The organism is Phytopseudomonas argentinensis, from assembly GCF_900113905.1.
In the GTDB taxonomy this organism is placed as follows: domain Bacteria; phylum Pseudomonadota; class Gammaproteobacteria; order Pseudomonadales; family Pseudomonadaceae; genus Aquipseudomonas; species Aquipseudomonas argentinensis.
In genome coordinates this window covers 711,888-730,974 of sequence record NZ_FORC01000001.1, presented here as the reverse complement: position 1 = coordinate 730,974, position 19,087 = coordinate 711,888, and the positions used below count along the sequence as shown (strand labels likewise).

15 protein-coding genes, 1 tRNA gene and 1 pseudogene are annotated in these 19,087 nt (G+C 62.5%); 10 read left to right on the top strand and 7 right to left on the bottom strand.

Annotated elements, in window-relative coordinates; genetic code table 11:
- Positions 1-71: 71 nt before the first annotated feature.
- Entirely contained in the window at positions 72-1,328 is a 1,257-nt protein-coding gene (locus tag BM154_RS03345; protein ID WP_074880961.1) for an acyltransferase family protein, read from the bottom strand.
- Between the two features lie 176 nt (positions 1,329-1,504).
- Complete coding sequence (gene lon, locus BM154_RS03340; RefSeq protein WP_074880960.1) at positions 1,505-3,892, bottom strand: endopeptidase La; 2,388 nt, start codon at positions 3,890-3,892, stop codon at positions 1,505-1,507.
- Between the two features lie 172 nt (positions 3,893-4,064).
- On the opposite strand from lon, the gene BM154_RS03335 reads away from it, so the two are divergent.
- The 6 genes from BM154_RS03335 to BM154_RS03310 all read left to right on the top strand — a co-directional run bounded on the left by BM154_RS03335 (position 4,065) and on the right by BM154_RS03310 (position 9,797).
- Entirely contained in the window at positions 4,065-4,817 is a 753-nt protein-coding gene (locus BM154_RS03335) for an AraC family transcriptional regulator (RefSeq protein ID WP_074880958.1), read from the top strand.
- Positions 4,818-4,997: 180 nt separating this feature from the next.
- Entirely contained in the window at positions 4,998-5,678 is a 681-nt protein-coding gene (locus BM154_RS03330) for a methylamine utilization protein (RefSeq protein ID WP_074880956.1), read from the top strand.
- Positions 5,665-7,968, top strand: coding sequence for a putative bifunctional diguanylate cyclase/phosphodiesterase (locus BM154_RS03325; RefSeq protein ID WP_074880954.1), 2,304 nt, complete (start codon positions 5,665-5,667; stop codon positions 7,966-7,968). The genes BM154_RS03330 and BM154_RS03325 overlap by 14 nt, the downstream gene beginning before the upstream one ends.
- A gap of 2 nt (positions 7,969-7,970) precedes the next feature.
- The gene (locus BM154_RS03320; RefSeq protein WP_074880951.1) at positions 7,971-8,831 is read left to right on the top strand and encodes a DUF3034 family protein; all 861 of its coding nucleotides are present in this window, start codon (positions 7,971-7,973) and stop codon (positions 8,829-8,831) included.
- A gap of 5 nt (positions 8,832-8,836) precedes the next feature.
- Positions 8,837-9,259: a group I truncated hemoglobin gene (locus tag BM154_RS03315; RefSeq protein WP_074882339.1), complete on the top strand. Its 423-nt coding sequence runs from the start codon at positions 8,837-8,839 to the stop codon at positions 9,257-9,259.
- 82 nt (positions 9,260-9,341) lie between these two features.
- On the top strand, positions 9,342-9,797 hold the full coding sequence (locus BM154_RS03310; RefSeq protein ID WP_074880950.1) for a GNAT family N-acetyltransferase: 456 nt from the start codon (positions 9,342-9,344) through the stop codon (positions 9,795-9,797).
- 176 nt (positions 9,798-9,973) lie between these two features.
- Here the strand turns inward: BM154_RS03310 and BM154_RS03305 are convergent, their stop codons facing one another.
- From BM154_RS03305 to imuA, 3 genes are read right to left on the bottom strand one after another with little or no spacing between them, the layout of a single operon-like run.
- Positions 9,974-13,081: an error-prone DNA polymerase gene (locus tag BM154_RS03305; protein WP_167364645.1), complete on the bottom strand. Its 3,108-nt coding sequence runs from the start codon at positions 13,079-13,081 to the stop codon at positions 9,974-9,976.
- Positions 13,057-14,466 (bottom strand): Y-family DNA polymerase, encoded by a 1,410-nt coding sequence (locus tag BM154_RS03300; RefSeq protein WP_074880947.1) that lies wholly within the window; start codon positions 14,464-14,466, stop codon positions 13,057-13,059. Before BM154_RS03300 ends, BM154_RS03305 begins: the two co-directional genes overlap by 25 nt.
- A gap of 1 nt (position 14,467) precedes the next feature.
- Positions 14,468-15,088 (bottom strand): translesion DNA synthesis-associated protein ImuA, encoded by a 621-nt coding sequence (gene imuA / locus BM154_RS03295; protein ID WP_074880945.1) that lies wholly within the window; start codon positions 15,086-15,088, stop codon positions 14,468-14,470.
- 292 nt (positions 15,089-15,380) lie between these two features.
- Here imuA and BM154_RS03290 point away from each other — a divergent pair.
- Positions 15,381-15,470 (top strand) — tRNA-Ser (locus BM154_RS03290).
- A 153-nt stretch (positions 15,471-15,623) separates the two neighbouring features.
- A complete protein-coding gene (locus BM154_RS23690) occupies positions 15,624-16,265 on the top strand; it encodes a hypothetical protein (RefSeq protein ID WP_139225376.1) in 642 nt (213 codons plus the stop codon).
- Here the strand turns inward: BM154_RS23690 and BM154_RS03285 are convergent.
- Positions 16,242-16,442: pseudogene (locus BM154_RS03285) on the bottom strand (tyrosine-type recombinase/integrase); the annotation flags it as partial. The gene BM154_RS23690 and the pseudogene BM154_RS03285 overlap by 24 nt on opposite strands.
- An 80-nt stretch (positions 16,443-16,522) precedes the next feature.
- Here BM154_RS03285 and BM154_RS23685 point away from each other — a divergent pair.
- Positions 16,523-17,227, top strand: coding sequence for a hypothetical protein (locus BM154_RS23685; RefSeq protein ID WP_074880944.1), 705 nt, complete (start codon positions 16,523-16,525; stop codon positions 17,225-17,227).
- A 6-nt stretch (positions 17,228-17,233) separates the two neighbouring features.
- Here the strand turns inward: BM154_RS23685 and BM154_RS03275 are convergent, their stop codons facing one another.
- A complete protein-coding gene (locus BM154_RS03275) occupies positions 17,234-17,749 on the bottom strand; it encodes a DUF2059 domain-containing protein (protein ID WP_074880942.1) in 516 nt (171 codons plus the stop codon).
- A gap of 532 nt (positions 17,750-18,281) precedes the next feature.
- On the opposite strand from BM154_RS03275, the gene BM154_RS03270 reads away from it, so the two are divergent.
- On the top strand, positions 18,282-18,935 hold the full coding sequence (locus BM154_RS03270; protein ID WP_074880940.1) for a TetR/AcrR family transcriptional regulator: 654 nt from the start codon (positions 18,282-18,284) through the stop codon (positions 18,933-18,935).
- Positions 18,936-19,087: the final 152 nt, after the last annotated feature.

Genomic DNA, 19,087 nt, shown 5'->3' with positions numbered 1-19,087 from the left:
ACGGTCGGCCGAACACCTCCTTCCGACCGTCGCTATTGCAGATGATTCCTGTGAATTTCCTTCCGTTTTTCTCAGCTTGTGCTACGCCGCACGGGCAACCACTTGAGCAGGCGTTTGCGGGTCGGCACCACGGCGTTCTCCTGGGCCCACACGCAGAGGATGACGGTCAGCAGCAAAAACAGCGGGTAGAAGACGATCGACAGTTCCTGCTCGCCAGCCTGTACGGCGCACTGCGCCCAGTTGGCGAAGCAGTCGCCGGAGGCCACGCCCAGCAGCTTTTCCGAGCGAGAGAACAGCGTGAATGCCGGCACGTGCAGCACGAACAGCGGCAGCGAGGCGGCGCCCAGGCGTTGTGACCAGCGCCTGACCGATTCGCTGCTTGGCGAGGCTGCCAGCGCACAGACGTAGATCAGCATGATCTGCGCCGGCAGCAGCAGGCCGTTGTGCAGCAGGTAGTACCAGAACTGCGGCCCTTCGATCAGCCAGGCGGTGCCGAGGAAACAGGCCAGCACCGCGGCGATCATCAGCCCGACGCCGCCAGCACCCGGCGTGCGGCCGGCGTCCTGCAGGTCGCGGAACAGCCCGTAGGCGAGAATGCCGGCGAGAAACTCGGGCAGGCGCACCAGCGGGTTGCGGTGCAGGATGCCGGTGAACGGCATGCCGTAGTCACCGTTGAGAATCACCAGCACCGGCGGAATCAGGTAGATCAGGGTGATGATGCCCAGCCACAGCACCTTGTGCTTCAAGCGTGCCAGGCGCGGCGCCACGAAGGGAAAGGTGAGGTAGAAGAAGAACAGCGTGGAGATCGACCACAGCGGCGCGTTGAAGGTCAGGTAGAAGGGGTTCCAGGCCTGCAGCATCAGCAATTGCAGCACGCTGTTGAAGGCCAGCTCGCCGTTGCTCATGAAGTGTTCGAGGGTGGCGCGCGAGATATCGGTCATGTCTTCGTTGGTGTCGTACACCACGAAGCGCACGCTGGCCTTGGTGTCGTCCGGCGGAATGCCCAGGTTGCTGATCACGAAGATCACCGAGATAGTCAGCAACAGCGAAAAGATATGCAGCGGGTAGAGGTTGGCGAAGCGGCGGCTCCAGAAACTCACCGCCGGTTCGCGCATCTGGCCGCGCTGGCAGTACACGTGGGCGAGCAGAAAGCCGGAGAGCACGAAGAAGGTACTGGTGGCGAAGAAGCCCGCGCCGCTGAGCTGCTTGATGATCGGCAGCTGCTGTTCGGGGTAGTTGTGCAGGGTGTGGAAGACCACGATGTACAGGCCGAGTATGAAGCGCAGCCACTCGAGCCCGATGAAGTGTTCCTTGTCGGTGCGGGGCATCCCCGTTCTCCTTATATCGACTATCGCCCCGGCACGGATCGACCTGCACAGGCGAGCCTCACGGCAGCCGGGTCAGGTTCTGACAGCAGCATTCGGGTTTCGATCTATCGAATTGCCAGCAGGGCGGCAGCGGAGCAATGACGGGCTACCAGGCCTGGCAACCCGTCATTGGGCGATCAGTCGAACAACACCTTGGCGACATCGCTGAAGCGTTTGGCGAAGTGCACGGTGATGCCCTGCTTGAGGTACTCCGGCAGCTCCTGGTAAGAGCCGCGGTTGGCCTCGGGCAGGATCAGCTCGTGAATCTTCTGCCGGCGCGCGGCGATCACCTTCTCGCGCACGCCACCGATGGCCAGCACCTGGCCGGTCAGGGTCAGCTCGCCGGTCATCGCCACGCCTTTCTTCGGCACCTGGTTGCGGGCCAGGGAGAGCAGGGCGCTGGCGATGGTGACGCCGGCGCTCGGGCCATCCTTGGGCGTGGCGCCTTCCGGCACGTGCATGTGCACGAAGGCCTGGTCGAAGAAGGTCGGGTCGCCCTTGTAGGTCTTCAGGTTGGAGCTGACATAGCTGTAGGCGATCTCCGCGGATTCCTTCATCACCTCACCAAGCTGGCCGGTGAGCTTGAAGCCGCGGTTGAGGGTGTGGATGCGCGTCGCTTCGATCGGCAACGTGGCGCCGCCCATGCTGGTCCAGGCCAGGCCGGTGATCACGCCGACGCCGGACAGCACCTGTTCGCTGCGAAACACCGGCATGCCCAGGTACCCTTCCAGGTCCTTGGCGGCGATCTTGACCTTGCTCTGCGGATCCTCCAGCAGTTGCACCACCGCCTTGCGCACCAGCTTGCCGAGCTGCTTTTCCAGTTGGCGCACGCCGGCTTCGCGGGCATAACCCTCGATCAGCGCACGCAGGGCGCTGTCGCTGATCGACAGCTGCTTGGTCGACACGCCGGCCTTGTCCAGTTGCTTGGGCCACAGGTGGCGCTTGGCGATGGCCAGTTTTTCCTCGGTGATGTAGCCGGACAGGCGAATCACCTCCATGCGGTCGAGCAGCGGGCCTGGGATCGAGTCCAGGGTATTGGCGGTACACACGAACAGCACCTTGGAGAGATCCAGGCGCAGATCCAGGTAGTGGTCGAGGAATTCGACGTTCTGCTCCGGGTCGAGGGTTTCCAGCAGCGCCGAGGCCGGGTCGCCCTGGAAGCTGCTACCCATCTTGTCGATCTCGTCGAGCATGATCACCGGGTTCATCACCTCGACGTCCTTGAGCGCCTGCACCAGCTTGCCGGGCAGGGCGCCGATGTAGGTACGACGGTGGCCCTTGATCTCCGCCTCGTCGCGCATGCCGCCGACCGAGAAGCGGTAGAACGGCCTGCCCAGGGATTCGGCGATGGACTTGCCGATGCTGGTCTTGCCCACGCCGGGCGGGCCGACCAGCAGCACGATGGAACCGGCGATCTCGCCCTTGAAGGCGCCGACGGCGAGGAACTCGGTGATGCGCTGCTTGATGTCGTCCATGCCGGCATGGTGATCGTCGAGTACCCTGCGGGCATGCTTGAGGTCGAGCTTGTCCTTGCCGACCACGCCCCAGGGCACGCTGGTGGCCCAGTCCAGATAGTTGCGGGTGACGGCGTATTCCGGCGAGCCGGTCTCCAGCACGGAGAGTTTGTTCATCTCCTCGTCGATGCGCTTGCGCGCCTGCTCGGGCAGGGTCTTGCCCTCCAGGCGCGCGCTGAACTGCTCGGCGTCGGCGCTGCGGTCGTCCTTGGTGATGCCCAGTTCCTGCTGGATGATCTTCAGCTGTTCCTTGAGGAAGAACTCGCGCTGATGCTCGCCTACCGAGCGGTTCACCTCGTCGGAGAGTTCGTTCTGCAGCCGCGCCACCTCGACTTCCTTGCGCAGCAGCGGCAGCACCTTTTCCATGCGCTTGAGAATCGGCACGGTGTCGAGCACTTCCTGCAGCACCTTCGATTGCGCGGTGGTCAGCGCCGCGGCGAAGTCGGTGAGCGGCGAGGGGTCGTTGGGGCTGAAGCGGTTGAGGTAGTTCTTCAGCTCCTCGTTGTACAGCGGGTTGAGCGGCAGCAGCTCGCGGATCACGTTGATCAGCGCCATGGCGTAGGCCTTGACCTCGTCACGCGAGTCATTGGCATTGCGCGGGTAGTCGACTTCGGCCAGGTAGGGCGGGCGATGATGCTTGAGCCAGCCGCGGATGCGCACCCGGGTCAGGCCCTGGGCGACGAACTGCAGCTTGCCGTCATCATTGCTGATGTGGTGAACGCGCACCACGGTGCCGTGCTCCGGCAGGCTCGAGGTGTCGAAGTGACGCGGGTCGGTAACCGGCTTGTCGACGTAGAACAGCGCCAGGGTCTTGTGCTCGGTCTTGCTGACCAGCTCCAGGGTTTCCGCCCAGTGTTCTTCGTTGACGATGACCGGAAGCACCTGGGCCGGGAAGAAGGGGCGGTTGTGGATCGGAATCACATAGAGTTTGTCCGGCAGGTTCTGGCCGGGCAGCATCAGGCTGTGGCTGGTCTGCTCCGAAGCGATCTCGATATCGTGCGGGTCGTTCATGCGGCACCTGTCCATTGACGTTGAGGGTTAGATGGGGCGTCGCCGGCTTTTTTCAACATTTATTCATGTGTCAGCAGGTGCCTGAGCGGACGATCTCGCCTCTGGTCGTGCCCCGTACAGTTTTTGTTGGCAACGCGGTAGAGTGCGCGCTGCGCCCACTGAGTTGCGAATCATGCTCAACGCCCGCCTCATGCGCCTGGACGATCAGGCCCACGAACATACCCACGACCACCATCAACTGGTGATGTCGGTGTCCGGGCGTGCCGAATTCGAGGTGGTAGGGCGCGGCGGGGAAGTGTGCCGCATGCGCGCCTGCCTGGTGCCGGGGGATGCCGACCACCAGTTCGCCGGTATTGGCGACAACCGCATGCTGATCGTCGACCTCAACGAGCAGGACATGAGCAGCGAAGACCTGCAACTGCTCTGCCACCTGTTCGACACCCCGCGCTACCCGCAGCTCGATGCCGACTTCCAGCACCTGCTCTGCTACGCCGGCGCCGAGCTGGAGCGCTACGGCAGCGATCCCATGCTCGCCCGTTCGCTGGGCGGCGTGCTGCTGCGCGCCCTGCACCTGCGTCTGTTCGGCGAACAGTCCGCACGGGGTCACGGCTCGCTGGACGTGCAGCGCATCGATGGCTACATCGCTGACAACCTGGCGCGGCGCATCAGCGTCGCCGAGCTGGCCCATGTCGCCTGCCTGAGCCCGAGCCACTTCCACGCCCAGTTCAAGGACAGCGTTGGCCTCACGCCCCATCAGTACCTGCTCAAGGCGCGGCTCGATCGCGCGACCCGCTTATTGCGTGGCAGCGGCCTGCCGCTGGTGCGCATCGCCGAGGAGTGTGGTTTCTCCAGCCAGAGCGCATTGACCACCGCCATGCGTCGCTACTTGGGGCTTACCCCCAAACGCCTGCGTGGCAGCGAGTAGGCCCGCGAAGGCCAGAGCCAGCAGCGATTTTCTGGTGTAGTGGCATTTTGCCTGCCTGCTTTGCCATAAAAGCTCGAACTTCTCGCGTAGGGCAGCTAATCTTTCTTCAGTCCTTGTTCACCTGCGCTGGAACCAGTAACGCGGCCAGCAGCCGGTCCGATCGACCTTTGACGAGCTCCCATGACCAAACCCTTGTTCCTCGCCCTACACCTGTATCTGCTCGGGTCGCTGTGCGTCGCCCAGGCCGCCAGCCTGCAAGGCGAAGTCGTGGATGCCGCAGGCGCGCCACTGGCCGATGCCGTGGTAACGCTGCGCGGTGCAGCGAGCACTGGCACGCCGCCGGGCACGGCGATCATGGACCAGCAGGACATGCGTTTCGTACCAGGTGTGCTGGCCGTACGCACCGGTACCGCGGTGACCTTTCCCAACCGCGACGATATCCGTCATCAGGTCTACTCCTTTTCGCCCGCCAAGCGCTTCGAGTTGCGCCTGTACCAGGGCACACCCAGTGCCCCGGTATTATTCGACCGGCCCGGCCTGGTGGTGTTGGGCTGCAACATCCATGACTGGATGGTGGGCTACATCTATGTCACCGATGACCCCTGGTTCGCCGTAAGCGATGCCCAGGGCAAGGTCAGCTTCGACAACCTGCCGGCCGGCGACTACCAGGTCACCCTGTGGCACTCGGCGCTGCCCGATATGCGCCCGCAGCAGGGCGAGGCGCTGAAGGTCGATAATGCCGGCAGGCAATGGCGCGTCGCCTTGCCGGTCCAGGCCTCCGCTGCAACCGAACCGCCTGGGGCACCACCCAGCACTTTCGGGGACGCATTCAAGAAAGCCGTGGAACATGGTTCGCACTAGTTTCCAGGCGCGTATCGCCAGTGTTCTGATCCTGCTGTTGCTGGTGGTGATCGGCGCGCTGTATTTCGCCGTGCAGGCGGCGACCAATGCGTCGATCCGCACCCAGGCGCGTGAGCAGCTCGAGGTGGGTACCGGTGTGTTCGGGCAACTGCTCGACGTGCACGCCCGGCAGCTGCGCGATGCCGTTCAGGTGCTGACCAGCGACTTCGGTTTTCGTGAAGCGGTGGCCAGTGGCGACCAGGCGACCATCCGCTCGGCACTGTTCAATCATGGCGCGCGGATCAACGCCAGCGTGGTGATGATGTTCGACATGGATGGCAAGTTGACCGCCAGCACCTTGGCGCCGCTTCCAGTGGCGCAGGCCGAGCAGATCAACCGGGAGCTGAGCCAGCATGGGCAGAGTCTGCTCATGCCTGTCGATGGCCGCATCTATCTGCTGGTGCAGGCCACCGTCAATGCGCCGGTACCGATTGCGCGGCTGGTGACGGGGTTCGCCATCGATCAGGATTTTGCCCGCGAACTCAATCAGCTGACTCACCTGGATTTGACCCTTACCGGCAGCATGGAAGGCCAGCCCGAGGTGCGCGTGAGCACCTTGCCGGACATGCCGATGATCGTCTTCGACGGTGACAGCGGCGAGGTTCTGCATGGCGACGAGCCATTCCTGGTGCAGCGCCTGGCGCTCGCCAGCGGTGACGGTTTCAGGGTTCAGGCTCTGCTGCAGCGCTCGCTCGAGCAGGCCCGCGGTTCGGTGGCGGCTCTCAACAGGCAGATTCTGCTGATCGCGGTGGCCGCGCTGGTGGCTTCACTGCTGGGCGCGCTGCTGCTGGCGCGCAACCTGTCGCGGCCCATTCGCCATCTGGCCGGTGCAGCCGAACGTGTCGGCCAGGGCGACTACGAGGTGCCGCTGGCGCTCGATCGTTCCGATGAGCTCGGCAGCCTGGCCAAGGCCTTTCAAAGCATGCAGCAGGGGATCGCCGAGCGTGAGCGCCAGCTGGCTCACAATGCACTGCATGACCCCATCACTGGCCTGCCCAATCGCAACCTGGCCCTCGAGCGCCTGAGCAGCGCGATCATGGCCGAACGGCATATCGCCTTGCTGTACCTGGGCATCGGCAACTTCCGCACGGTCAGTGAAAGCTGTGAGGGTGGCGGTGACCGGGTTATGCAGCAGCTGGCCGGTCGCCTGCAGGCTGCGCTGCGTCCGTCCGACAGCCTGGCGCGGCTGCACGGCGACGAGTTCGTGCTACTGCTCGAAGGCGCCGATGTGGACAGCGCGGTAGCCACCGCCGACCGCGTCCAGCAGCTGTCGATGAAGCCCTTTCGGCTCGACAACCTGGACGTCGCCCTGGATTGCCGCATCGGCATTGCCGGCTATCCCAGCGATGGCGTTACGCCTGAAGAGTTGCTGCGCCGCGCCAGCATCGCCATGCAGGACGCCGGCTACCTGGCAGGCCGCATCCAGGTCTATGAGAGTGGCCGCGATGCCGCCCAGCAGCGCCAGGTGCAACTGATCCGCGACCTGCGCCGCGCCGCCCAGCGTGAAGAGCTGTTGCTGCACTACCAACCCAAGCTGGATCTGCGCAACCCCGCGAGCATCCAGGCCGAAGGCCTGCTGCGCTGGCAGCATCCGCAGTTCGGCATGGTGTCACCGGGCGAGTTCATCCCCCTGGCCGAGCGCACCGGCAGCATCCAGATGCTGAGCGCCTGGGTGATCGAGGAGGGCATGCGCCAGCTGCAGGCATGGCGCCAGCGCGGGCAGGTGGTGCTGTTGTCGCTGAATATCTCCACCGAGGACCTGATGGACGTCGACTTGCCGGAGCGGGTGGGCCGGCTGCTGGCCCATTACCAGGTGCCGGCATCGCAGCTGATTTTCGAGATCACCGAGAGCGGCGTGATGCGCAATCCGGCGCAGGCCTTGCAGGTCTTGCAGGGGCTGCGTGAGCAGGGTATCGGCCTGTCGGTGGATGATTTCGGCACCGGCTACTCTTCTCTGGCACAGCTCAAGCGCATGCCGGTGCAGGAGCTGAAGATCGACCAGTCGTTCATCCGGGAACTGCACGAGACCAGCGAAGATGCGGTGATCGTCCGTTCGACCATCGAGATGAGCCATAGCCTGGGACTCAAGGTGGTGGCCGAGGGGGTCGAACTGCAGGATAGCCTGGACCTGCTCAAACGTTGGAACTGCGACAGCGTGCAGGGTTACCTGATCAGCCGGCCCCTGGCGGCGGCAGCTTTCGAGGCCTGGATGCAACGGCCGTTAAATTCCCCTGTTTCTTCGGTGCATTGACCATGTGGCTATCACAACTGACTGGCGCCCTGCTGCTCGGCATGCTCACTTCGGCTGCAGTGGCGGGCGAGGGTCGCCTGCTGGCCACAGGGGGCGCCAGTAGCCTGGAAGGTGCTGCCGGCGGCGGCATCACGCCCTGGGCCGTGCTGGCCGGTTATGGCGAGAAGGGCGAGTGGGGCGCCGACGTGTTCGCCACCCGGGTGGAAACCGGTGATTACCGCCTGGATGTGGCCGGCATGGCCGCGGCCTATGACAACCGCATCGAACTGTCCTACGCGCGCCAGCGCTTCGACCTGGGCAACCTGGCCCGAGGCCTGAGCCTGCCGGAGAACAGCCTCAGTCAGGACATTTTCGGCATCAAGGTGCGCCTGTTCGGCGATCTGATCTACGACCAGTTGCCCCAGGTTTCCCTTGGCATCCAGCACAAGCGCCAAAAGGACTTTCTCATCCCCAGCCTGGTCGGTGCCCAGCGTGACGAGGACACCGAAGGCTACCTGACCGCCAGCCGGCTGATTCTTGGCGGCGCCTTTGGCTACAACCTGCTGCTCAATGGCGGCGTGCGCTACAGCCGGGCCAACGAGCTTGGCCTGCTGGGCTTTGGCGGCGACCGCCGAGACCGTCGCTCGGTACTCAAGGAGGGCTCCCTGGCTGTGCTGCTCAACCGCCAGTGGGCGGTTGGCGTGGAGTACCGGGAAAAACCGGACAACCTCAACTTCGCCGGCGAGAGCGACTGGGCCGACCTGTTCGTCGGCTACTTCCCCAACAAACACCTGGCCATCGTGCTGGCCTACGCGCGCCTTGGCGAGATCGCCACGCTGGACAACCAGAATGGCGCCTACCTGTCCGTGCAGGGGAGCTTCTGAGCATGCTGCGTTCCCTGTGCATTGCCCTGCTGGCGCTGGTATTGATCGGCTGCGCACAGCAGCCGGCCAAGGACGACAGCCTGTACCGCGACCTGGGCGAGAAACCCGGCATCACCCGTATTGTCGAGGGCATGCTGCTCAATGTGGCAGGCGACCCGCGCATCGTGCAGTTCTTTACCAAGGTGGATATCGCCGGCCTGCGCGACAAGCTGGTCGACAAGTTCTGCGTGATCGCCGGCGGGCCCTGCGTCTACACCGGCGATTCACTCGAAGAGAGCCACAAGGGCCAGAACCTGACGCCCAGCCACTTCAATGCGCTGGTCGAGAACCTGCAGACCTCCATGGACAGCCAGGGCGTGCCGACGCCCGTGCAGAACCGCCTGCTGGCCCGCCTGGCCGCCCTGCGTGGGCAGGTGATCGAGAAGTAGAGGTGGCTGCCCTGGCATGACGAAAGCGGGCAAAGCGGGTAGAGTCGCCTGCCGTCCCCGAGTCTCCAGCCGCGAGCCGACCATGTCCGTCACCTGGCACTGCAAACACCACACCGAACTGACCAAGACCGAGCTGTACGCTGCCCTGGTGCTGCGAACCCAGGTGTTCGTGGTCGAGCAGAACTGCCCGTATCTGGAAGTCGATGGCCGCGACCTGGAGGGCGATACCTGCCACCTGCTGGGCTGGCATGGTGAGCAATTGGTCGCCTACCTGCGCCTGCTCGATCCGGCCCTCAATGACGGTGAGGTGGTCATCGGCCGCGTGGTCACCGCGCCCAGCGCGCGGGGCACCGGCCTTGGCCACACCATGATGGAACAGGCGCTGCTGGCCTGCGGGCTGCGCTGGCCGGGCCTGCCCATATATATGTCGGCCCAGGCACACCTGCAGGGTTATTACGGGCGCTATGGGTTCGTGGCAGCCACCGATGAGTATCTGGAAGACGATATTCCCCATATCGGTATGCGCCGCACGTTGTAAGCACTGTTACCCCAATCACCTGTGGGAGCGCGCCATGCGCTCGAAAGCTCACGGGCATGGCCCGTTCCCACAGGACTGTGTGTACGAGGCGTCCCCGCCCGTTCCCACGCCTTACGAAGTCACCACCAGGTAGGATGGGCGAAGCCCATCAAAACCGCCGACCGCTGCATCCCCACTCAGTGAAAATCCCGGCTACGCACATCCAGCCCCACTAGCCAGTCGGTCAGGTCGACCAGTCGCCCGGCGATCACGTGTTGCACGCCTTTGGTCGCTTCCAGGTGACCATCGATACGCAACAGCCGCGACTGCAGCAGCGTCTTGCGCTGGCGCTCGGCCAGCTCCAGGCGCACCAGCACGTTGATCATGCCGAACTCGTCTTCCAGGGTAACGAAGGTTATGCCGCTGGCGGTCTGTGGGCGCTGGCGGCCGATCACCAGGCCGGCCACGCTGACCATTCGCCCAGGCTCCACGGATTCCAGTTCACGGCGGCTGCGGCAGCGGGCGGCCCTGAGCTTGCTGCGCAGCAGCGCCAGCGGATGGGGGCCGAGGGTGGTACCCAGGGTCGCGTAGTCGGTCAGCAGGTTCTCGCCAACGCTGGGGCGCGGCAGGTTGATGGCGGCCTCCTGTTGTGCCGGCAGGCTGGCGAACAACGGCAGCTGCGGCTCGACGCCGGCGATGGCCCAGCGTGCCTGATGGCGATGGCCGGCCAGGGCCTGCAGGGCGCCGGCGTCGGCCAAGCGCGCCCGGGCATGATTGTCCAGGCGGGCGCGCTGGCAGAGGTCGGCGATATCGCTGAACGGTGCCTGTTCGCGGGCGGCGGCGATACGCAACGCCGCGTCCTCTCGAAGGCCCTTGACCAGGCACAGCCCCAGGCGAATGGCCGGTTGCGGCTTGCCGATATCTTCCAGGGTGCACTCCCAGGCACTGTGGCGCACATCCACCGGGTGGATGCGCAGGCCGTGGCGGCGGGCGTCCTGCAGCACCTGGTCGGGGTTGTAGAAGCCCATAGGCCAGCTGTTGATCAGGGCGCAGGCAAAGGCTGCCGGCTCGTGGCATTTGAGCCAGCAGCTGGCGTAGGTGAGCAGGGCGAAGCTGGAGGCATGGGACTCGGGAAAACCGTAGCTGCCAAAGCCCTTGATCTGTTCGAAGATGCGCGCGATGTAGGCGGGCTCGTAGCCCTTCTCGAGCATGCGCTTGGTCAGTCGCTCGCGGTGCGGCTCCAGGCCGCCATGACGCTTCCAGGCGGCCATGGCACGGCGCAGTTCGTCCGCTTCGCCGGGGCTGTAATCGGCGGCGATGATCGCCAGTTCCATCACCTGCTCCTGAAACAGCGGCACGCCCAGGGTGCGCTCGAATACAGGCACCAGTTCTTGGGAGGGGTAGGTGACTTCTTCTTCACCGGTGCGGCGGCGCAGGTAGGGGTGCACCATGTCGCCCTGGATCGGCCCCGGCCGCACGATGGCCACCTGGATCACCAGGTCGTAGAAGGTCTTTGGGCGCAGGCGCGGCAGCATGGCCATCTGCGCACGGGATTCGATCTGGAACACGCCCAGAGTGTCGGCGCGGCTGATCATCTGGTAGGTGGCCTGATCCTCGGCCGGCAGGCTGGCCAGTGTCCAGCGTTCGCCGCGGTAGGCGGCCAACAGGTCGAAGCAGCGGCGCAGGGCGCTGAGCATGCCGAGGGCCAGCACATCGACCTTGAGCAGCCCGACGGCGTCGAGGTCGTCCTTGTCCCACTGGATCACGGTGCGCTCGGCCATGCTGGCATTTTCCACCGGCACCAGGGTGTCGAGGGGCGTCTCGGAAATCACGAAGCCGCCGGGGTGCTGGGAGAGGTGGCGGGGAAAGCCGATCAGCTCGCCGGCCAGCACCAGCACGCGGTGCAGCACCTTGCTTTGCGGGTCGAAGCCGGCCTCACGCAGGCGCTCGGCATCCGGGATGCGATCGCTCCAGCGGCCGCAGCAACCGGCCAGGGCGTTGATCTGGTCGGGCGGCAAGCCCAGGGCCTTGGCCACGTCTCGGATCGCCCCGGCACCGTGGTAGGTGCTGACCACTGCGGTCAACGCCGCGCGCTCACGGCCATAGCGGCGGAACACGTACTGGATGACTTCCTCGCGGCGGTCGTGCTCGAAGTCCACGTCGATATCCGGCGGCTCGTTGCGCTCGCGGGACAGGAAACGTTCGAACAGCAGGCGGCTGCCCTTGGCCATCGGGTTCAGTTCGGTGATGCCCAGGGCGAAGCACACCGACGAGTTGGCCGCCGAGCCACGCCCCTGGCAGAGAATCGACTGCTCGCGGGCGAAGCGCACGATGTCGTGCACGGTGAGGAAATAGCTCTCGTAGTGCAGCTCGCAGATCAGCGCGAGCTCTTTGTCTAGCTGCTTGCGTACTTCCTCGGTAATGCCGTCAGGCCAACGCCAGCGGATACCGTCCTCGACCAGCTGGCGCAGCCAGGAACCGGCGTCATGGCCGGCTGGCACCAGCTCATTGGGGTATTGGTACTTGAGCTCGCTGAGGTCGAACCGACAACGCTCGGCGATGCGCAGGGTTTCGGCAAGCAGCTCGGGCGGATACAGCTCGGCCAATTCCTCATGGCGACGCAGGTGGCGCTCGCCATTGGCGAACAGGTGGGCACCGGCTTCGGCCACCGGAAGGTGGTGGCGGATGGCGGTCATGCAGTCCTGCAGGGCGCGGCGGCCACGGGCGTGCATGTGCACGTCGCCACAGGCCACGGCAGGGATGCCCAGTTGCCGGGCCAGGCCCAGGCCATGCTGCAACAGCGCTGCATCGTCGGCGCCGCGGTGCAGCTCCACACCCAGCCACAGGCGCTCGGCAAAGCGCTCGCGTAACCAGGCGCCGGCCATGGCGTCGTCGTCCGGCCCTGGCAGCCAGATGGCCAGCAGCCCGTCCGGCGCCTCGGGCAGGTCTTCTTCGAGCAGGATGTAGTTGCCCTTTTCCGCACGTCGCCGGGCGCGGGTGATCAGCGCACACAAACGCTGGTAACCAGCAAGGTTCTCGACCAGCACAACCAGCCGGGCGCCGTTCTGCAGCCTCAGCTCGCTGCCGACGATCAGCTTCACCTCATGCTCTTTGGCAGCCTGCCAGGCCCGCACGATGCCGGCCAGGGTGCATTCGTCGGTGATCGCCAGGGCGCGATAGCCAAGCAGCCTGGCGCGCTCGAACAGCTCGGCGGCGCTGGAGGCACCGCGCTGGAAACTGAAGTTCGACAGGCAGTGCAGCTCGGCGTAGCCCGGCAGGCTCATGCGAACCAGCCATGCAGCCACAACGGGCCGTCTTCACCGACGCTGCGAAAGGCCCAGCCGCGCTGGCCGCTGCGGGTCTCGATCAGGTAGTAGTCGCGGCGCACGTCCTCGCCATCCCACCAGCCGGACTCGATGCGCTCCGGGCCCCTGAGAATATGCAGCGGCTCGCGCAGCACCTGCGGCTCCGGCAGCAGCCAACTGGGCCGCACGCCGCTCGGGCGGGGCAGCGCAGCGCGGTTGATATCCGTGCGCCAGGCCTTCTCCGGGCGGTGATCGGCATGGGCGGCCAGGCCTTGCACGGCGTCGTCGCCCAGGCGTGCGCGCAGGCGTTCACGCAGCTGCTCCCAGCCCAGGGTTTGTTGCGGACGATCCTCGAACAGCGCCTGGTGCTGCGGCACGAAGGTCGGCAGGTCGCGGGCCACCAGGCGCAGCGCCAGCACCGGTGACGGCAATTGCAGCTGTTCCAGGCGGCCGCGGGTGAACTCCAGCAGCATGCCTGCTTCTCGCTCGGCACTGAGCAGGCCGACGGGCAGCAGGCTGTCTTCACCATCGCGGTGTTCCAGGTGCAGCACGAAGCGCTGTACGCCGCAGTCACGACCTGCCAGGTAAGCGGCCAGGTCCGCGGTCAGGCGGCGTAACGGAAACAGCAGGGCCTGGGTCGACTCCACCTCGAAATGCAACTCCAGCCGGCTGTCGAACACATCCGGCGGGCGGTAGTAATCGAGCGCCAGCGGGCGCAGGCCCATCAGGGTATCCAGGCCAGTCAGCAACTCGGGCGGGAAGCGCCGCGCCAGGCTGTCGCGGGGCAGTGCCTGCAGCTGGCGTACCTGGCGCAGGCCCATGCGCGCCAATGTCGTGGCCAGCTCCTCGGGCAGGCCGATGCGATCCAGCGGCATGGCCGCCAACCGCTCGCGCAGTGCCTGCTCGTCGCTGATCGCCAGGCCATCGTGCAGGTTGGCGAGCATGCGCGCTGCGGCCGGGTGATGCGCCAGGGTAATGCGATGGCGAAAGCCCAGCGCCGTCAGCTCTTCACGCAAGCGCGCCTCGAAGCGCGGCCAGGGGCCGAACAGGGAAAGGCTCGATTGCACTTCGAGCAGCAGGCAGCGCGGGTAGTGCAGGCTGACCTGGGAGCTGAAGCCGTAGGCCCAGGCGGCCAGGAAACTGCGCCAGCGTTCAATATCGGCGGGCTCGTACTCGGCGCTGGCGAACGCGCAGTTCAGGGATTGCGCCGCCGTCAGCGTCAGCCCCGGGCGCAGGCCAAGCGCTCGCGCGGCCGGGGTGACCGCCTGCAACACGCGTCGCTGGGGTGTCCCGCTGAGCAATACCAATGGTGCGTCGTGGTCCTCACGGCCACGCAGCACGCCGTCCATGGCCAGTTGCGGCAACAGGATGCATGCCCAGCGCATGTCAAAGGCCCCAGCCGCTCAAGGCAAAGGTGCGCGCCGGCGGTTGGCCACCTCGGCACTTGAGCACCCGTACCTGGGCAGGCTGCGCCTGGATGGTCAGGCGCAGGGCCGCCGGCGAAGGGTTACGCGCCTCAAACAGCGGGCGGTAGGCGAAGGCCAGGGTCTGCCCGGTTTCGGCGGCGATCTGCAGGCGGCGCAGGGCACGGTCATCGGCACGCTGCGGCCACAGCACCACCGCCCCGCAACTGCCCGAACGCAGGCACTGCTCGGCCGCCCACAAGGCATCCCGAGCGTTCGCCTGGATCAGCGTCAGCTGCTTCAGCTCCACACCAGCCGCCAGCCAGGCGCTGGGGTAGGGCAGGTAGGGCGGCGCGATCAGCACCACCCGCTCCCCGGCAGCACTCAGGCGCGCCAGCGTCGCCAGCAGCACCCGCAACTCGCCAATACCCGGCGCCTCGACCAGCAACTCGCTCAACGCCGCCTCTGGCCAGCCACCGCCTGGCAGCGAGGCATTCAGCGCCGCGTTGCCGGTGGGCTGGTGGCCATTGGGCGCGACAATGCCCTGGCCACGCCAGATACGGCGTTCATTGAGCAGATGATCGATGGCGACGACAGAGGACATGGCAAACGGATGGCAAGAAATATACTGTTTAAATGTACAGTAATTTGCCTTGCCGGCAATGCAGTATCCGCCGAGCGGATGGCGCCCGGTTCTGCCAGCGTTGCCCTAAGCCGACCGGCAAAGGTGCAGAACCCTTATGCCTCGGGCGGTGGAGCGCGGCATCCCGCGCGCCAATCAGTCAGTGGTAGCGCAGCGATCACCAGCAAATGAGCCAAGCGTTTGATAGCACGCGAAAAAAATTACGCGATGGGCTTCGCCAAACCGATTTCTGCTGATATCATGCGCGCCGCCTGGGAAGATGCCGGAGTGGCCGAACGGGACGGATTCGAAATCCGTTGTATCAGCGATGGTACCTAGGGTTCAAATCCCTATCTTCCCGCCATATCTCAAGCCTAAGCCCCTGAAATTCCTAGAGTTTCGGGGGCTTTTGCTATCTGCGGCATGCAAAGTGTCGAAGAAGTGTCGATTTTTTGGCCTGGCTCTATCAGCCATCGATAAGCTTGGTCTACCAAAATCAACTTTTTGCGGGGGGAAAATGTCGCGACTCAAAGGGGTCACAGAGAACTACTGGAATACTTTGCACGAGGACAAAAAATTCAGATGGAGATTTTTCTCCAGGGTAGTAATGCTGCTAGCAACATTTTCAGTGTCGAAAATTGGTGTTTGGTATCTGGATCTGCTATTGAGTCTACTTGTTTCTAGTGCTATTAATTTTATTATTGATTCGCAGCGCTCTTATACTAAGCACTCTCCGGTGTTTAGAAAAAATATTACAAGAATATTGGTTTTTCTTGGATCGTGGAGTGTGACTGTTGTAGGTGTTTTCTTTTTCGCTTTTATAGCAATACAGGCTTTGGTGTCTACGTTTTCAGAAATGACCTCGTCAAGGATTGACAGTGGATCTGAAAGCCGTGAATTGATTTTTATGGTCACGATTTTTTTAATGATGCTGATAGGGGTTTTGAAAGTTTTTCGAGACTTGAAATTCGAAGAGCTAATTCACGTAGTGCCAAAACAGCAGCTAAAAAGATTGTTGGTTTACAAAGAGTTTAGAGCTGACAGCTTTCCATTTTTTGCCTACTTCGAGATTGCAGTTGTCGCAGTGGCATGCATATATCTAAATGCTGCAACAACTATCCTTGCTATGTTGGTGTCAATATCTAATCTGTGGTTCTAGGTTTGGGCGAGGTGGGCCTAGGTTAATTGCATCTTGCAGGTGGTTTGGGGCTAAGTGTGCGTACCTCATTGTCATAGTTAGCGACTGGTGACCAAGAATCTTTTGCAGGGTAAGGATATTGCCGCCGTTGATGACAAAGTGGCTGGCGAACGTGTGCCGCAGAACGTGGGTAGCCTGAACAAAATCAAGTCGGCTATGGAGTGATAAGTTAGCGATTTTGTAAGAAATTGAAAATTTTATTTGCACAGGGATCAGTAATGAAAGCTAACAAGGAAGATGTTCCTGATTATTTGCGACAACGTAAAAAACAAGGCCCATGGCGTACGCTGGCAATCCTGGGTATTGGCTCCGCAATCTTTTGGAGCTTGGTCACCGTATTTGCAAGGCCCATCGTGATAGACGTGGCACAACTCAAGCAGGCTATCCGCTTTGGCGGTGAACCCATATTCAGCAAGCAGCCTGTACAGCCACAGCAACCACCAGCTGAAGCGCTACAAGGCAACGATCAAGACTGGATCAGATCCAGCCAAGCCCAACAGACAATCCAAGCCAACCGCGAGCTTGAAGAATGGTCACGCCAACGCGCGCAGGAAACTCAAGAGCGGCAGACTTCGTTTAACGATAGCAACTACAAACCGAAGCCAATCGCTAATACCTACGCAGCATCCACCTATCAAAGCCAACAAGTGAGCCAGCCACAACGGCAGCAGCGGAAACAAGTGCGCGAGGTAAGCAGAACCGGTTACTGGTCTTGGGAAAACGGCCACCAGAAAAAGAGGGTAGGCGGAGAGTTTTCGTGGACAGAACGAAACGGAGTAATTGACCACTCCAGCGTGTGCGAAAACTATCAGAAAGGCTCTTTGACTTACCGTGATTGCAGGAAGGGCGCTAAGATCGCATTCAAGAAGATGTGCGGAAGCTACGAACCCGCCTGCAATCCCGGTAATAACATGATGCCTTAAAGTAGCTTACTTGGTGCAATTGCATTCTTTTGCAATAAGCTGCAAGTCTTGTAGGTACTGATTTGTGGCTTTGTCGACGATGGGTTTGTTTGCATTTTGAAAGTGCAACGTGAATTTTTCTAATGCGCTTCGGCCAACCTGGATTTCCTTTTGAGCCAGAGGTGAGGAGTAAAAAGCGATAAGCTGATCGAGTTCCGACTCAGTGAATTCAGGGCCGTAATAATCACCCCAAACAGCCACCATGTCTTCAGCTGTCCAAGGAGTGACTACATTATTAAGGAATTTCTCGCCCGCGTCGTTGAATCGCTTCCTGAACTCCTCATTTGGGGTCAAGTTAGCTGTAACTTTCCCCATAATCTGCTGAGCCATTACATTGTTATATTCTCTACTGCTCTTAAGCTGCTGAGCCCAAGTGTCAACCAAGCCTTGGGCACGAAGCAAAGCCTCAATTTTTTGAGTCTTGGAATCAGCAAAAGCATGCGAGGCAATGAAAATAGAGATGGCTGCTATGAGATAGCGCATTTAGTGACCTTCCTTGGTGGGCGGCAAATTTTAGAGAGGCGATGGTAGCGTGGGGCAATGATCAGGGCCACAGGTAAGGTGTGAGATGTGTCGAAAAAGTGTCGAAAACACTGTGCCGCATAGCCACTAATCGACACGTTGAGGCCCTGTAAAATCACAGATTGGCACGCACTGTGACGCACTGAAACCGCTCAAAAACGGTTCAAATCCCTAGCTTCCCACCATGCCCAATATCACAAAGCCCCTGAATCCTTCGAAAATTTCAGAGGCTTTGTATGGGAAAAGGACTGGAAAAATGGTGCGGGTTATTTCCTAAGCCAAAAATTAAACATTTGTCCTCTTTTGCTGTATCCCCTTTCTGCCGCAGGGGGATCCCGGCTGCCGTGCCTGCTGATGTGCTCCGGCCACCGGGCCAGGGCTGGGGTAAAAGCGCCCGCCATTGCCTGGCAGTGGGTTGGTCTTGCCTCCGCCAATTGGTATCGCCTGGTCGATGCTCCATACTTGGCCATCGTTTCAGTTCGTGGAGTTCACCATGCAAAAGCCCGGGGGCGGTAGCCGAGCTGCTCAGGCCGACCGCACCCGCTCGGCCATTCTCAAGGCGGCGGTCAAGGTGTTCAGCCGGCAAGGCTACGCCGGCGCGCGTACCGAGCAGATCGCCAGCCAGGCGCAGTGCAACGAGCGGATGATCTATTACTACTTCGGCAGCAAGGACGAACTGTTCGTCAGCGTGCTGGAGCATATCTACGCCCAGTTCAACCGCGCTGAAGCACGCCAGCGCTTCGACCTGACGGATCCGCAGCAGGCGATCCGCGACCTGGTGGCCTTTACCTGGAACTACTACCTCAAGCACCCGGAATTCATCACCATCCTGGGCACCGAAAATCTGTTGCAAGGCACCCATGCCCGCAAGTCGAGCAACCTGCGGGCGCTATCCGGAACGGCGGTGGGCATGCTCGAACCCATCGTCAAGGCGGGGCAGCAGCAGGGGCTGTTTCGTGAGGATATCGATATCCGCCACGTGTATCTGATGATCGCCTCGCTCTGCTACTTCTATAACTCGAACCTGCACACCCTGAGCTGCTTTCTCGACGATGCGTTGGCGTCCCCCCAGGAGAAGCAGCACTGGCTGGAATTTATCAGCGACCTGGTGCTGCGCGGGTTGGCGCGAGGGGGCGAGGGCGCCTAGGGTCTGTACGAAAAGTTTCCGAGCGAAGGTCAGGCGAGGCAAAAATCGGTGAGGCCGCGGAGTTTACGAGCTGTAAATGAGCAGGCCGAACCGATTTTTAACGAAGCATCACCAAGCGCAGGTACTTTTCCTACAGAGCCTAACTCGCCTTC